Here is a 13,990-nt window from a genome sequence, read left to right as displayed (position 1 = left end):
CAGCTTCCGTGCTGACGTGGCTGCCAAAAAAATACTTCAACTCGAAAATGCCGCGCGGAGTCGCCATGTACTTCTGGGTGGTGACTCGCGATATGGTCGATTCGTGCAGTCCCAGGATCTCGGCAATCTCTCTCAGTACCAGCGGTCGCATGGCGACTTCACCGTGATCAAGAAACTGCCGCTGCCGTTCCACGATAGCCTGCGCCACCCGCAGGATCGTGTCAAAACGTTGCTGCACGTTCCTGATCAGCCAGCGTGCTTCCTGCAATTGGACCGCGAGCCCGGAGCAGCGTTGTCGGGAGAGGATTTGCGCATACAGACTGTTGATGCGCAAACGCGGGAAAGCGTCGGCGTTCACGCTTGCCAGCCACTGGCCGCGTACTTTCCGCACCACCACGTCGGGTGGTATGTAGCGCGTATCGGGGGCGGCGTAGGCGGCGCCTGGACGTGGATTGAGGCGGCAAATCAGGAGATGGGCGGCGCGCAGAGCATCGTCGTCACAACCAGTCAGTTTCTTGAGGCGAGGAAAATCGTGGTTGGCCAGCAGTTCCAGATGTTGCTGCACGATTTCCCGTGCCAGCGTGCAGGTCGGGTCAGGCGGCAAGTTCGCCAACTGCAAGGTCAGGCATTCCTGCGCGCTGCGCGCGCCGACACCGGTCGGGTCAAGGTGCTGCAGGTACCTGAGCGCGATCTGCAGATCTTCCAGGTCGATTTCGAGTTCGGCCGGCATGGTTTCGACGATCTCGTCGAGCGACTGGGTAAGGTAGCCATCGTCGTCCAGCGCTTCGATCAGACAGCTTACCAGAGCCCGGTCACGTTCGGAGATCGAGGTCAGGGCAAGCTGCCACAACAGGTGGTCACGCAGCGAAACGGTGGCCGCCTGTACGTCCTGATAGTCGTTCTCGCCATCGTCGTCGTCGTCAAAGGAGCCTGATGAGCCAACCGATCCGACCTGGTCGTCGAGCCAGTTGTCGTCCTCATCGGCGGCCGACTGCGTGCCCGGTTCGTCCGCCGGCTCGCCCTGCGGTGCCTCATTGTCGCCGTGTTCGCTGAGCGGAGCTGCGGGGATCGGGTACTCCTCTGCCCTTTCGAGCAGCGGGTTCTCCTGCAGAAACTTCTCGAGCTCATGTTCGAGTTCGAGCGTCGACAGTTGCAGCAGACGAATGGACTGTTGCAACTGGGGGGTCAACGCAAGATGCTGGGAGAGTTTTAGCTGGAGGGATGGTTTCATGTACGGAACCGGGTGAGCCACCGCATCGGCATGGGAAACTGCACGTCTGGTTCTCGAATTATCGCTGAAGGGCCGTCAGGTTCAGAGGCGGAAGTTCTCACCCAGATACACCTTGCGAACGTTTTCATTATAAATGATTTCGTCCGGGCGACCAGCGGCAAGGACACTGCCCTCATTGATGATGTAGGCGTGGTCACAGATGCCCAGTGTTTCGCGGACATTGTGGTCGGTGATCAGGACCCCGATGCCGCGTTCCTTGAGAAAGCGGATGATGCGCTGGATATCGAGCACGGCGATCGGGTCCACACCGGCGAAGGGTTCATCGAGCAGAATGAAACGTGGGCTGGTGGCCAGCGCGCGGGCGATTTCGACGCGTCGCCGTTCACCACCCGACAGCGAGGTTGCCGGGCTCGTCCGCAGGTGGCTGATGTGTAACTCCTCGAGCAGGCTTTTGGTACGTTCATCGATCTCGACGGCTGAGAGTTGCTGCAGTTCAAGCACCGCCTTGATGTTTTCGCTGACCGTGAGCTTGCGGAAGACGGAAGCCTCCTGCGGCAGATACGACAGACCAAGTCGGGCACGCTTGTGGATTGGCAGATGCGTCATGTCCACGCCGTCGAGGCGAACTTCGCCACCATTGCAGGCTACCAGACCAACCACCATGTAGAAGCACGTCGTCTTGCCGGCGCCGTTGGGGCCGAGCAGGCCGACGACTTCACCACTGGCCACGTCAAACGAAACGTCATGGACGACGGTGCGCGATTTGTAGCGCTTGTTGAGGCGTTGGGTAACCAGGTTGCTGTGCTTTTCGGTCATGTTCAATCGTCTTCAGGAGTGGTGCGCAGCAGGCGCCGGATGGTCTCGCCGGAAAAGCCGCGGCCAGCCAGGAAGCGTGCCTGCCTGGCACGCTCGGCAAAGTCATCGGCGGCCGTCGCCTGCTCGCCGAAGCGGCGTTGCCAGACACGGCGGGCGCGGGTCAGTTCGTCGGTGCCATCCTTGATGACCGTACCGACCACTTCGTCGGCAATCCCCTTGGTGCGCAGTTCATGGGTCAGGCGTGCGTCACCGAAGCGTGCCGCACGCGTCTTGAGGCGCATGTCTGCGTAACGTTGGTCGGAGAGCAGATCCTTTTCCGTCAGGTCGTCGAGCAGCGCCGCAAGTTGCTCCGCATCCTCGGCCAGGCTTGCCAGTTTGTCCGACAGTTCCTGCCGGCTGTGTTCTCGACGGGCGAGGAGGCGCAGGGCACATTCGCGCAATGCGTCTGGCATTGAAAGTGCTCTAGCCGCCAGCGAGTGCCGCTGGGGAGGGTACGTTGACCGCGGCACGGATGCGGGCCTCGATTTCCTGGGCAATCTGTGGCTTGCTCCTGAGATACTCGCGTGCATTGTCCTTGCCCTGTCCGATCTTCTCGCCATTGTAGGCGTACCAGGATCCTGACTTGTCGACCAGTTTGTGCAACACGCCGAGTTCGATGATCTCCCCCTCGCGCGAGGTTCCCTCGCCGTAGAGAATGTCGAAGATCGCTTCCCGGAAAGGCGGTGCAACCTTGTTCTTCACCACCTTGACGCGGGTTTCGTTGCCGACCACTTCGTCACCCTTCTTGATGCTGCCGATGCGACGGATGTCGAGCCGCACCGAGGCGTAGAACTTGAGGGCATTGCCGCCGGTAGTGGTTTCCGGGCTGCCGAACATGACGCCGATTTTCATCCGGATCTGGTTGATGAAGATGACGAGAGTGTTGGTGCGATTGATATTGGCGGTCAGCTTGCGCAGCGCCTGACTCATCAGGCGCGCTTGCAGTCCGGGCAGGGAATCGCCCATATCGCCTTCGATCTCTGCCTTGGGGACGAGTGCGGCCACCGAATCGATCACCACGACATCGACACTCGCCGAGCGGACCAGCATGTCGGCGATTTCCAGAGCCTGCTCGCCAGTGTCCGGCTGGGAGATCAGCAACTCGTCGAGGTTGACGCCAAGTTTCTGGGCATAGCCCGGATCGAGTGCGTGTTCGGCATCGATGAAGGCCGCCGTGCCGCCCAGTTTCTGCATCTCGGCGATGACCTGCAAGGTCAGGGTGGTCTTGCCCGACGACTCCGGACCATAGATCTCGACCACCCGGCCGCGTGGCAGGCCACCTATGCCCAGCGCGATATCGAGCCCGAGCGAGCCGGTTGAAACCACCGGAATGTCGTTTACCACGCTCCCTTCGCCCATCCGCATGATCGAACCTTTGCCAAACTGTTTCTCGATCTGGGCCAAGGCCGCAGCCAGTGCCTTCGACTTGTTGTCGTCCATTCTCGCCTGTCCTCTTGTTTGTTTAAGGGGAATTATCCCACGTTCGACCACGCCGAGCATGCCAGCCCCGGTTTGACCAATGTACTGAAATTAAATACAGTAATGAAGTCCGGGCTGCTGGTCAATCCGTTGTTTCAGGTCCGGGGTGTTTGCCGGCCTTCCTGGATGTCGATCAGGAGCAGCAGTTCGCGTACCGCGGCGAGGGGGAAACCCTTGCGTTCGCCATTGCGGTTGTCACGCAACAAGGTGTTCAGATAAGTGAGGCAATCCGGAGAATCCCAGGTGCGCACCAGTTCGTTCCTGATATGGGCCATTCTGCCAACGCTCGGCAGGCGGGCCACCAGCTGTTCAACCGGCAGGGTTGTCTGGTCAGCACTCTGGAAAGCAGGAGGCGCAGTCTCTTCTGTCGTTTGCCAGTCGGGCGGGGCGACGTTGAAATGACCGGTGAGCTTCAGTCCGAGGGCCTCGAAAGCCGCCCGCTGGTCGCTCTGCCGGTAAACCTCGAGCAACTTCAGCCAGGGAGTCACAGCCGCCGTTGGTTGCTGTGTGATGAATTCTTCCAGGGCCTGCTGGGCTCCCTTGCTGCGTCCAAACGAGAGCATGATTTCGGCGAGTTCGAGGACGGCAGTCGCCTCGTCGTCGACCGGTCGGCCCGCAAAGACGTCCGCATCGCTGCTGACGCCGTCATGGGCCAGCAGGTTGTCGGTTTTCAGCTCACTCTCGGCGCTGGCTAGCCGACTGTCGGTGTCTCGGGTGCCGGTGTGCAGCTCCCAGCGGGATAACTGGCCGGAATCGGCCGGCTCTTCTGCCGGGGAGATCATTGCTGGCCGGTTGTGCGCCTCGCCGGAGCGGCGGCGCAGGAACCAGCTCAAACCGGCAATCAGCGCTGCCAGCAGGCCTAGCTCGAGCCACCAGTCGCTTGCCTCGAGGTTGGGCGATGCAGAAGCGGTGGCCGTCACCGGTGGTTTGACTGGATGGTCGATCGCCTGCGCTGGAGCGGGACGAGTGGTGGTGGTCGTGGCGACCGCGGGCGACGCCTGTCTCGTCGGGACGCCCTGGGCTTCGCTCTTCTGCTGCACTTCGCGGAGCATTGCTTCGAGCCGGCGAACCTGTTCCGCCACTGCCAGTTGTTGCGCCGCCTGGGTATGCAGAGTGCCCAACAACTGGTACTCGATGCGCAGCATCGCTCGCTGGTGCTCGCTGGTCTTGCCGATCAGTTCGGTCGATAGCCTGGTGCTCAGACGCAAGGGCAACTCGCCAGACCGCTGCGGTTTATCGTTGTCGCCCGAAATGAGCAGGCGGTCGCCCGCCTTGCCCGTGGCGACCTTGCGGTCCGTGGTTCCCGTACTTGGCGCCCGGCTTGTGCGGGCCACTTCGAGTGGCGGCGCGAGGGGTGCAAGGAAGCGCTCGCCTGGCGTTGCACGCTGCTCGGCAGCGATCCTGCGCTCGGGCCTCGGTAGCGGGCGCGACAGCGATTCCTGGAACTCTTCGCGGCGCGCTACCGGCAGTTCGACCGCTTTGGGCGAAGCCCGATGGGTCGGCGGGTCGATCAGCAGGACGTAATTGCGGGCTACTTCGCTGCCGCAACCGACGCGCAGGTTGACCTGCAGCAGCGGTTCGTCGATGGCCTGTTCGGAGACGATGCGCAGGCGAAAGCCGCCGTCGCGCGCCACGACGGTGAGGCGACCCCGTTTGAGTGTCGGCAGATCCGCCTCACCGCTCTGGCCAAGACGGAAGCATTCGGCTCCCGGCTGCTTGTTGTCGGAGGCATCAAGCAGTTGAACCTCGGCCTCGAAAGGCGAACCGAGATTCGACAACACGTTCATTCGCCCCAGACCCATGGCCCGTGCATCCCCGGCAGACCACAGGGTGACCGGCAGGAGTGAACAAACAACCACAAGAACGGGAAAATTGATGGTTCCGCAGTGCATTGGCCACAAGTCAGGCGCGTTCGAGTTGCTCATGTTATTACAATGCGACAGAGCTTGGCCGAAATTGCCTGTACAACGGCCGGCCACGGCTGGCATGCCTGCCCCGAGGAGTGGCACGCTGGTCAGGCTGGACGGGACCCCGCACGTTCGAGGAGTCCGGCGAGGGCGTGAGCGACCGACTGCGCGCGTACCGCCTCGCGCTGGCCTGCGAAACGACGGGTGGCCGTGCTCAGTTGTTCATCCGGACCGGCCCAGGCGAAGCAGACGGTGCCGACGGGTCGATCCGGCGAGCCCCCTGTCGGGCCCGCGATACCGGTGATCGCCAGCGCCCATGCAGCACGGCTGTGCGCCAGTGCGCCGACTGCCATGGCTGCCGCCGTTGCTTCACTCACCGCGCCGTGAGCCGCGAGGATGCCAGGGCTGACGCCGAGGAGTTCGCTCTTGGCCTCGTTCGAATAGGTGATGAAACCGCGGTCGTACCACCGGGAACTGCCGGCCACGGCGGTGATGCACTGGCCAAGCCAGCCACCGGTGCAGGATTCCGCGGTCGCCAGCCGTTCGCCACTTGCCAGCAGCAGGCGCCCGACCGCCGCGGCAAGTTCCTCGAGCGCGGTCTGGTCGAAGTCACTCATGGCAGGATGAAGCGCAGGACCGCGAGGACCAGCAGGGTATAGCCCGCCGCAACCAGGTCATCGCACATCACCCCCAGACCGTTCTTCACCTGTTCATCGAAGTAGTGCGCCGGTTGCGGTTTGACGATGTCGAAAAAGCGGAACAGGCTGAAGGCCGCGGTTTGCCAGAGCCAGTGTGACGGGCAAAAGAGCAGGACCAGCCAGAACGGAACGATTTCGTCCCACACGATGCTGCCGTGATCGATGACCCCGAGATCGAGCCCGGTCTTGTGTACCGCCAGCGCCCCGCCAATGAAAGCAAGCAGCAGGAAGCCGAGGACCTCCGCTTCGTTCATCCAGCGTCCGAGCAGCGGGAAGGAAGCCCACGCGAAGAGCGTGCCAACAGTGCCCGGTGCGCGCGGTGAGAGACCGCTGCCAAAACCGCAGGCGATCAGATGGGCCGGATGGGAGAGCAGGAAGTGAATCGAGGGCGGGCTAGGCAAAGTGATCGAATCCTCGGCTGACGACGTTCATTGGTCGCCCGTTGGCGTCGAGCAAGGCCGGCTGGCGGCTTGGCGTTGCAACGATGCGGCCACAGCGCCAGAGTGGTAGGCGGAGCTCGTTGGCAAGTGCCGAGAGCTCCGCGCGCCGACCAGGCGCTGCAGAGAACAGCAGTTCGTAGTCGTCTCCGCCGGCCAGCTGGCATTGCCGGGCGAGCCGTGGGTCAACCCCGGATGGCAGGGGCGGTAATTCCGTCAGGAAAACTTCGGCACCGACGCCGGAACGCTCCAGGATATGGCCGAGGTCGGCGAACAGGCCATCGGATATGTCGATCGCGGCATGTGCCAGGCCACGCAGGCGCAGTCCCAGCTCGACGCGCGGCATCGGGCGCTGCAGGGCGGCAAGGCACTCTTCGGTGAGCGCCTCCGGCAGCTGCGTCCGGCCCTGCAGGTGGGCGAGGCCCAGCGTGGCCAGACCGGGTTGGCCCGACAACCAGAGATCGTCGCCGGGCAGGGCCCGGTCACGGCGCAACGCGGCGCCGGCGGGGACCTCGCCGAGCGCCGTCAGACAAAGGTTGCGTGGGCCGCGTGTCGTGTCGCCGCCAACCACATCGACCGCGTAGCGAGTGGCGCAAGCAAAGAGTCCTTCGGCAAAGCTGCCGATCCACGACTCACAGGCCGTCGGCAAGCTGCCGGCGAGCAGTGCCCAGCGCGGTCGGGCGCCCATCGCCGCCAGATCGGAGAGATTGACCGCCAGGACCTTCCAGCCAAGCTGTTCCGGGTCGGTGTCGGGCAGGAAATGCGTGCCTTCGACCAGCATGTCGGTGGTGATCGCGAGTTCCATGCCCGGTGCCGGGGTGAGCAGGGCGCAATCATCACCCGGACCGAGCACGCTGCGCGGTGTCGGGCGGCTGAAATAGCGTCGGATCAGTTCGAATTCGCTGGGCATCGCCGTTGCTGGTTGTGCCTGTCAGGCGGATGGGCCGGACCGCTCAACGCTCCTTGTCGCGTGCGGCGCGCTTGGCTGCGACCTCGGCCGGCCGCAGCCTGACGGCCAGTTTGTCGAGTACGCCATTCACATACTTGTGACCGTCGGTTCCGCCATAACCCTTGGCCAGCTCGATCGATTCGTTGATGATCACCCGATAGGGCGTTTGCGGATGGCTGCTCAACTCGAAGGCGCCAGCCAGCAGGACACAGGCCTCGATCGGTGAGAGTTCAGCGAAGGGACGGTCGAGGCAATCCTGCAACTGGCCCTCGAGCATGCTGCGCTGTGCGAGGACGCCGCGCAGCAGTCCGGCGAAGAATTCCCGGTCCGCCTGGTCGAAGCCTTCGCTATCCCTGATATGTGCTTCGACCGCCGCTTCGTCGTTGCCGCTCACCTGCCACTGGTAGAGCCCCTGCAGGACGAATTCGCGGGCGCGTCGTCGTGGCGAACTCGATGTCGCCGGTTTGCCGTCCGTTTTTTGTGGCTGTCGGGTCATCACGTGGTCTCCCGGATGGCGCGCAGCAGGTTGGCCATTTCGATCGCTGCCTGGGCGCAGTCCGACCCCTTCCGGTGCATGCGGACGAGGGCCTGGTCATCGTCCTCGCAGGTCAGGATGCCATTGGCGATCGGTATCTGGCTGGCGAGTTGAACCTCCATCAGCGCCCGACAGGAGTCGTTGGCGACGATCTCGAAGTGATAAGTCTCGCCCCGGATCACCGCGCCGAGCGCGATCAGCGCATCGAAACGACCGCTGCGTGCCATGGTTTGCAGCACCAGGGGCACTTCCAGGGCGCCTGGAACGGTGGCAATCGCAAGCTCGTCCTCGCCGACGCCGAGGCGCTTGAGCTCGTCGATGCACGCGCTGAGCAGACCTTCGCCGATGTCCTGGTTGAAGCGGCTCATGACGATGCCAATGGCCAATCCGGTGCCATGAAGCGACACCTCGTACTCGTGGATGTTCGTGCCGTTGGCGGCGCGAGGAGTGGTTGCCAATCTTTTCGGGGTGCCCATTAGAGTCTTTCGAGGTCTTCTTGCGTGGCAATGTGGCCGGTCACTTCGAGATCGAAACCGGTCATGCTCGGCATGCGGCGCGGGCTGGCGAGGAGTTTCATCCTGCCCACCCCGAGGTCGCGCAGGATCTGGGCGCCGATGCCGTAGATGCGCGGGTCCCAGCGGGTGGCCGGGCGTCTCGTCGCCGCCGGTTCGCGCAGGATGGCGAGCAGATCCTGGCCACTTTCGGGGCGATGCAGCAACACGATGACGCCAGCGTCCACGCGGGCCAGGGTCGCCTGGGCGACGCTCAACGGAAAGGTGTGCCGACCTCCGCCGGGATCCAGGAAGTCGACCACCGAAAGCGGTTCGTGGACACGGACCAGCGTTTCCCTGTCCGGGCGAATGTCGCCTTTGGTCAGCACGAGATGTACCTCGTTGGAGGTGCAGTCGGTATAGGCGTGCAGGATGAATTCGCCGTAGGCCGACTGCACGGTTTTCGACAGGGTGCGTTCGACGAGTGTTTCGTGCCGACTCCGGTAATGAATCAGATCAGCGATGGTGCCAATCTTGAGGCTGTGCTCGCGGGCAAAGTCGACCAGGTCGCCGAGGCGCGCCATGCTGCCATCTTCCTTGAGAATTTCGCAGATGACCGATGCCGGCTCGAGGCCTGCCAGCAGCGCCAGATCGCAGCCGGCCTCGGTGTGGCCGGCACGCACCAGCACGCCGCCGGTCCTGGCCATGATCGGGAAGACGTGGCCAGGTTGTACGATGTCCTCCGGGTGCGCGTTCCTGGCCACCGCGGTCTTGATGGTCAGCGCGCGATCCTGCGCCGAGATGCCGGTGGTTACCCCGGCGGCGGCCTCGATCGAGACGGTGAAGGCCGTGCTGTAAGGGCTCTTGTTGTCGCGCGCCATCTGTGTCAGGCCGAGCTGCTGGCAGCGTGCTTCGGTCAGCGTGAGGCAGATCAGGCCGCGGCCGAAGCGGGCCATGAAGTTGATTGCCTCGGCGGTGACATGCTCGGCGGCCAGGATCAGGTCGCCTTCGTTTTCGCGGTCCTCCTCGTCCACCAGGACCACCATGCGCCCAGCGCGCATTTCGACGATGATCTCCTCGATCGGCGAGACAGCGGCAGAAGTGCTTTGTGGTGCCATCGATACCTCCTTCGCAACAGATCGCTGCGCTTCTGCGGGCGAACGTGCGAACAGCATGTTTGTCGGGATTCGCTGCTCGTTCGGCCGGTCTGTATGCCACCGGACAGCCGAAAGTGTTGGCGAATCGTTTCCCAGTCCGCGATTCTCTCAGTTTACGCTTCTTGTCGCCATGTACGGTTACGGTTGGCCAGCAGGCGAATCATGAAAGACCGGCCACGGGCCGGGAATCGCCCCGAGCGAGCCGGACGAGTGGCCCAGGTACGCTCCCGGCACGGGCACTTCTGCGATCGGCGCACCTGTTCGGCGCAGCCCGCAGCGCAGACAGCAGCAGCCTCCTTGTCGCCGAGTTTGCTGCTGACGACCGCCCAAGCGCGCAGTTTTTCGTTTTATCATGCCGATAGGGCGGGAGCTGCTCCCTCGGCTGGTGGGCGGGTCGGGCCAGGGTGGGCGTTGGCAGGTTCCGATGATTGTTCGTGAACGTCAGTGCAAGGGTACCTTCAATGACAATGAATGAAAGTTTGCTGTTGATTGCAGCCGGCGTTGTCGTGGCCATTCTCCTGTGGCGAGTCTTGGCTGCCCGCCGTCCCGGCAGTCTGTCGGCAGATCGGCAGGTGGAGGAGCGTGCAGCCGAGCGTCTGGCGGCCGAGGAGGCGGCGCGTCACGAAGCCGAGCGTCTGGCGGCCGAGGCAGCGGTACGTCGTGAAGCCGAGCGTCTGGCGGCCGAGGCAGCGGCGCGTCGTGAAGCCGAGCGTCTGGCGGCCGAGGCAGCGGCACGTCGTGAAGCCGAGCGTCTGGCGGCCGAGGCAGCGGCACGTCGTGAAGCCGAACGCCGGGCGACCGCGGAGGCCGCTCGCCGCGAGGCACAGCGGCGGGCTGCGGAAGAGGCCGCGCTGCGTGAGACTGATCGACTCGCCGTAGAGGAAGCGCTGCGCCAGGAGGAGGAGGAGCGCCAAGCCGTAGAGGCTGCGATCGCGCGGGAGACCGAACGGCAGGCCGAGGAAGCAAGGCGCCGTGCAGCGGCAGCGGTGGCACCTGTGCTTGCCTCCGCGATCAAGGCACCGGAAGAGACGGTGGTGATGGTGGCCGACGACTCGAAGGTGGTGCGGGTCAAGACCGGTCGACTGCTGGTTGCGCATCGTTACCAGGTGGTCATGGCCGAAGACGGCGATGATGCGGCGCGACTGATTGCCCAGGCCATTCCCGACGTGCTGGTGACCGACGTGGACATGCCAGGACTGAACGGCCTGGAACTGACCCGGCAGCTACGCGGCAATCCGCGTACCGCCCATGTCCCGATCATCATGGTGACGTCGGACAGCGACCAGTTGCGCGCCGAGGCGTCGGCCGCCGGGGTCAACAGGGTGCTTGGCAAGCCTTACCCGGAAGCACAGTTGATCGACTACATTCAGCAGCTTGCGGGCAGTCGGGCTGGCGTTTGAGCCTGCAGGCGGCATTGGATCCGCTGGTTGCCGTCGCTTTGGGTGTGACGGCTGCTGCGCTCTGCCTGGTGACGGCTTGGCCGGTCTGCGTCAGTCTTCCTCGATCCGATACTCCGCCGAGCGCGCATGCGCCGGCAAGCCTTCACCATGAGCCAGGGTGGCTGCGATGCGCCCGAGCGTTTTCGAGCCGATCTGCGAGACGCGGATCAGGCTGCTTCTCTTCTGGAAGTCGTATACACCGAGCGGGGAAGAGAAGCGTGCACTGCCGGAGGTCGGCAGGACGTGGTTGGGGCCGGCGCAGTAGTCGCCGAGCGACTCCGACGTGTGGCGGCCGATGAAGATTGCGCCAGCGTGGCGGATCTTGTCGACCCAGACCTCGGCATCGGCCAGCGACAACTCGAGGTGCTCCGGCGCTATCCGGTTGGCGATCAGGCAGGCTTCGTCGAGATCGCGCACCTTGATCAATGCCCCGCGGTTCTCCAGGGCGGCACGGATGACCTGCTGGCGTGGCATGGTGGGCAGCAGTCGATCGAGCGCGGCGGCGACGCGTTCGAGGTAGGTGGCGTCCGGACAGATCAGGATCGACTGCGCCAGTTCGTCGTGCTCGGCCTGCGAGAAGAGATCCATCGCCACCCAGTCCGGGTCGGTATGACCGTCGCAGATGACGAGTATTTCCGATGGGCCGGCGACCATGTCGATGCCGACGACGCCGAAGACGTGGCGTTTGGCGGCGGCGACGTAGGCGTTGCCCGGGCCGACGATCTTGTCAACCTGGGGAATGGTGTCGGTGCCATAGGCGAGCGCGGCCACTGCCTGCGCCCCGCCGATGGTAAACACGCGGTCGACCCCTGCCAGTGCCGCAGCGGCGAGGACCAGCGGGTTCTGTTCGCCGGCCGGTGTGGGCACGACCATGATCAGTTCGCCAACTCCGGCGACACGCGCGGGAATTGCGTTCATCAGCACGGATGAGGGGTAGGACGCCTTGCCGCCGGGTACATAGAGTCCGACGCGGTCGAGCGGTGTCACTTTCTGCCCGAGCAGCGTGCCGCATGTTCCTTCATCCTCGTCTTCGTATTGCCAGCTCTGCAGCGTCTGCCGCTCGTGGTAGGCGCGCACGCGCCGAGTCGCTGCTTCGAGTGCCGCGCGCTGGTTTGGTGGCAGTCCGGCAAGTGCCTGCTGCAACGAGTTCCGCGACAGTTCGAGTGCGTTCATCGACTCGACGCTCAGGCCGTCGAAGCGACGGGTGTACTCGACCACGGCCACGTCGCCCCGTATCTTGACGTCGGCGAGGATGGCAGCCACCGTGCGTTCGACGGACTCGTCCTGAGCTGCTTCGAAGGCCAGCAAGGCGTCCAGACGCTGGTTGAAATCGCCGTCGGTGCTGGCCAGGTGCCTGATGCGAATCATCGACCGATTACTCCGGAAATCGCTTCGAGAATGGGTGTCAGTGTCTCGCGCTTCAGTTTGAGCGCCGCCTGGTTGACGATCAGACGTGACGAGATGTCCATGATGTGCTCGCAGGCCACCAGATTGTTGGCTTGCAAGGTGCTGCCGGTCGATACCAGGTCGACGATGGCGTCAGCGAGGCCGGCCAGTGGCGCCAGTTCCATCGAGCCGTAGAGCTTGATCAGGTCGACATGGACACCCTTGGCGGCAAAGTGTTCGCGGGCGATGTTGAGGTACTTGGTCGCCACCTTGAGGCGCGCACCCTGCCGTACGGCGTTCTGGTAGTCGAACCCGGCGGGGACGGCAACCATCATCCGGCACCTGGCGATGTTCAGGTCGATTGGCTGGTACAGACCCTCGCTGCCGTGCTCGAGCAGTACGTCCTTGCCGGCAACGCCCAGGTCGGCGGCACCGTATTGGACGTAGGTCGGGGTGTCGGTGGCGCGCACGATGACCACACGCACGTTCTCCCGATTGGTCGGGAGAATCAGTCGACGAGACGTCTCCGGGTTCTCCTGCGGTTGGATTCCGGCGGCCGCCAGAAGCGGCAAGGTTTCTTCGAAGATGCGGCCCTTCGACAGGGCGATCGTGATGCCGTTCACCTGTTTCCCCAGCGCGACAAAGCCCGCATTCTACCGCAGCGGGCCGTCACCGGTGCCGGCGCGGCAGCGCTGCCGCCGTCCGGGCCGGTCAGCCAGGCTGCTTTAGGAACGCAGGATTTGGGCATGAATAGCGTATTATTCAGCCTCCACGAGGCGGGCCTGGGGAAAAGGCACGCAACAGACATAATCATGCGGAGCGAACGGTCCGACCACTGCCGACCCGGGTGCGTGCCTGGACAGGCAGATGAGGCAGGAAAATTGTTCAGCTTCGGCAGACCATGGAGGGGATTCCGATGGAACACATGACGCTTTACTTGAACCTGGTATTGATCCTGGTGTTTATCGCCGGCAACGCGTTCTTCGTGGGCTCCGAGATCGCCATCTCGTCGGCTCGTCGTAGCCGCATCCGGCAACTGGCCGAGGATGGCGACAAGCGGGCGGCCCGGGTCGAGATGCTGCACAACGAGCCGGAGCGCTTCTACTCGGTCACCCAGGTCGGCATCACCCTGGTCTCGCTCGGTCTCGGCGCGGTCGGCATGGAGACGGTCAGTAATCTGACCGACTCCGGTTTCGTCGCGATTTTCGCCTTGTTCGGCGATAGCCCGGCGCTGCTCAAGGCAGCGCACACCGTGTCGTACGTCTTCGCCTTCATCGTGATCTCCTTTCTGCACGTGGTCGCCGGAGAACTCGCTCCCAAGGTGCTGGCCTTTCACAAGGCCGAGCAACTGAGCATGGCCGTCGGCGGGTCGATCAACCTGCTGTATCTCACCTTCAGACCCCTGATCTACGTCATGAAGATGTCG

At 63.7% G+C, this 13,990-nt stretch carries 15 protein-coding genes; 2 read left to right on the top strand and 13 right to left on the bottom strand.

Features of this window, described 5'->3' with window-relative positions; translation table 11 throughout:
* The 11 genes from rpoN to ribBA form a co-directional block, all read right to left on the bottom strand.
* Window positions 1-1,231, bottom strand: a 1,231-nt coding sequence (gene rpoN, locus JNK99_RS06585) for an RNA polymerase factor sigma-54 (RefSeq protein ID WP_291850403.1), incomplete at its 3' end; no start/stop codon positions are given.
* A gap of 81 nt (window positions 1,232-1,312) precedes the next feature.
* Window positions 1,313-2,047: an LPS export ABC transporter ATP-binding protein gene (lptB, locus tag JNK99_RS06580; RefSeq protein WP_291850400.1), complete on the bottom strand. Its 735-nt coding sequence runs from the start codon at window positions 2,045-2,047 to the stop codon at window positions 1,313-1,315.
* A 2-nt stretch (window positions 2,048-2,049) separates the two neighbouring features.
* On the bottom strand, window positions 2,050-2,499 hold the full coding sequence (gene recX, locus JNK99_RS06575; protein ID WP_291850398.1) for a recombination regulator RecX: 450 nt from the start codon (window positions 2,497-2,499) through the stop codon (window positions 2,050-2,052).
* 10 nt (window positions 2,500-2,509) lie between these two features.
* Window positions 2,510-3,526, bottom strand: a complete 1,017-nt coding sequence (gene recA, locus JNK99_RS06570; protein ID WP_291850395.1) for a recombinase RecA — start codon at window positions 3,524-3,526, stop codon at window positions 2,510-2,512.
* A 134-nt stretch (window positions 3,527-3,660) separates the two neighbouring features.
* The gene (locus JNK99_RS06565; RefSeq protein WP_291850393.1) at window positions 3,661-5,367 is read right to left on the bottom strand and encodes a hypothetical protein; all 1,707 of its coding nucleotides are present in this window, start codon (window positions 5,365-5,367) and stop codon (window positions 3,661-3,663) included.
* Between the two features lie 212 nt (window positions 5,368-5,579).
* On the bottom strand, window positions 5,580-6,089 hold the full coding sequence (locus JNK99_RS06560) for a CinA family protein (RefSeq protein WP_291850390.1): 510 nt from the start codon (window positions 6,087-6,089) through the stop codon (window positions 5,580-5,582).
* The gene (locus tag JNK99_RS06555; protein ID WP_291850387.1) at window positions 6,086-6,571 is read right to left on the bottom strand and encodes a phosphatidylglycerophosphatase A; all 486 of its coding nucleotides are present in this window, start codon (window positions 6,569-6,571) and stop codon (window positions 6,086-6,088) included. Before JNK99_RS06555 ends, JNK99_RS06560 begins: the two co-directional genes overlap by 4 nt.
* On the bottom strand, window positions 6,564-7,517 hold the full coding sequence (thiL, locus tag JNK99_RS06550; protein ID WP_291850384.1) for a thiamine-phosphate kinase: 954 nt from the start codon (window positions 7,515-7,517) through the stop codon (window positions 6,564-6,566). The genes JNK99_RS06555 and thiL overlap by 8 nt, the downstream gene beginning before the upstream one ends.
* A 43-nt stretch (window positions 7,518-7,560) precedes the next feature.
* Window positions 7,561-8,052 (bottom strand): transcription antitermination factor NusB, encoded by a 492-nt coding sequence (gene nusB / locus JNK99_RS06545; RefSeq protein ID WP_291850381.1) that lies wholly within the window; start codon window positions 8,050-8,052, stop codon window positions 7,561-7,563.
* Window positions 8,052-8,567, bottom strand: coding sequence for a 6,7-dimethyl-8-ribityllumazine synthase (gene ribH, locus JNK99_RS06540; protein WP_291850378.1), 516 nt, complete (start codon window positions 8,565-8,567; stop codon window positions 8,052-8,054). The genes nusB and ribH overlap by 1 nt, the downstream gene beginning before the upstream one ends.
* Window positions 8,567-9,700, bottom strand: a complete 1,134-nt coding sequence (gene ribBA, locus JNK99_RS06535) for a bifunctional 3,4-dihydroxy-2-butanone-4-phosphate synthase/GTP cyclohydrolase II (protein WP_291850375.1) — start codon at window positions 9,698-9,700, stop codon at window positions 8,567-8,569. The genes ribH and ribBA overlap by 1 nt, the downstream gene beginning before the upstream one ends.
* 506 nt (window positions 9,701-10,206) lie before the next feature.
* Here ribBA and JNK99_RS06530 point away from each other — a divergent pair.
* Entirely contained in the window at window positions 10,207-11,139 is a 933-nt protein-coding gene (locus tag JNK99_RS06530; protein WP_291850372.1) for a response regulator, read from the top strand.
* Window positions 11,140-11,229: 90 nt separating this feature from the next.
* Here the strand turns inward: JNK99_RS06530 and hisD are convergent, their stop codons facing one another.
* Both hisD and hisG read right to left on the bottom strand, forming a co-directional pair.
* Window positions 11,230-12,546, bottom strand: coding sequence for a histidinol dehydrogenase (gene hisD / locus JNK99_RS06525; RefSeq protein ID WP_291850369.1), 1,317 nt, complete (start codon window positions 12,544-12,546; stop codon window positions 11,230-11,232).
* Window positions 12,543-13,187 carry an ATP phosphoribosyltransferase gene (hisG, locus tag JNK99_RS06520; protein WP_291850366.1) on the bottom strand — a complete coding sequence of 215 codons (645 nt, stop codon included), beginning with the start codon at window positions 13,185-13,187 and terminating at the stop codon, window positions 12,543-12,545. Before hisG ends, hisD begins: the two co-directional genes overlap by 4 nt.
* Before the next feature lie 293 nt (window positions 13,188-13,480).
* Between hisG and JNK99_RS06515 the strand changes: the two genes are divergently transcribed.
* On the top strand, window positions 13,481-13,990 hold a 510-nt coding region (locus JNK99_RS06515), incomplete at its 3' end, for a CNNM domain-containing protein (RefSeq protein WP_291850362.1).

The sequence above is a fragment of the Accumulibacter sp. genome (assembly GCF_016789985.1).
In the GTDB taxonomy this organism is placed as follows: Bacteria; Pseudomonadota; Gammaproteobacteria; order Burkholderiales; family Rhodocyclaceae; genus Accumulibacter.
Note: the sequence above shows the minus strand (reverse complement) of the source record. Positions and strands in the feature narration are given on the sequence as shown.

What these genes read in the sequence shown, in the direction of transcription:
- lptB (WP_291850400.1), bottom strand. Translation starts at nt 2,047, where the DNA reads ATGACCGAAAAGCACAGCAACCTGGTTACCCAACGCCTCAACAAGCGC.
- recX (WP_291850398.1), bottom strand. Translation starts at nt 2,499, where the DNA reads ATGCCAGACGCATTGCGCGAATGTGCCCTGCGCCTCCTCGCCCGTCGA.
- recA (WP_291850395.1), bottom strand. Translation starts at nt 3,526, where the DNA reads ATGGACGACAACAAGTCGAAGGCACTGGCTGCGGCCTTGGCCCAGATC.
- JNK99_RS06565 (WP_291850393.1), bottom strand. Translation starts at nt 5,367, where the DNA reads ATGGGTCTGGGGCGAATGAACGTGTTGTCGAATCTCGGTTCGCCTTTC.
- JNK99_RS06560 (WP_291850390.1), bottom strand. Translation starts at nt 6,089, where the DNA reads ATGAGTGACTTCGACCAGACCGCGCTCGAGGAACTTGCCGCGGCGGTC.
- thiL (WP_291850384.1), bottom strand. Translation starts at nt 7,517, where the DNA reads ATGCCCAGCGAATTCGAACTGATCCGACGCTATTTCAGCCGCCCGACA.
- nusB (WP_291850381.1), bottom strand. Translation starts at nt 8,052, where the DNA reads ATGACCCGACAGCCACAAAAAACGGACGGCAAACCGGCGACATCGAGT.
- ribH (WP_291850378.1), bottom strand. Translation starts at nt 8,567, where the DNA reads ATGGGCACCCCGAAAAGATTGGCAACCACTCCTCGCGCCGCCAACGGC.
- ribBA (WP_291850375.1), bottom strand. Translation starts at nt 9,700, where the DNA reads ATGGCACCACAAAGCACTTCTGCCGCTGTCTCGCCGATCGAGGAGATC.
- JNK99_RS06530 (WP_291850372.1), top strand. Translation starts at nt 10,207, where the DNA reads ATGAATGAAAGTTTGCTGTTGATTGCAGCCGGCGTTGTCGTGGCCATT.
- hisD (WP_291850369.1), bottom strand. Translation starts at nt 12,546, where the DNA reads ATGATTCGCATCAGGCACCTGGCCAGCACCGACGGCGATTTCAACCAG.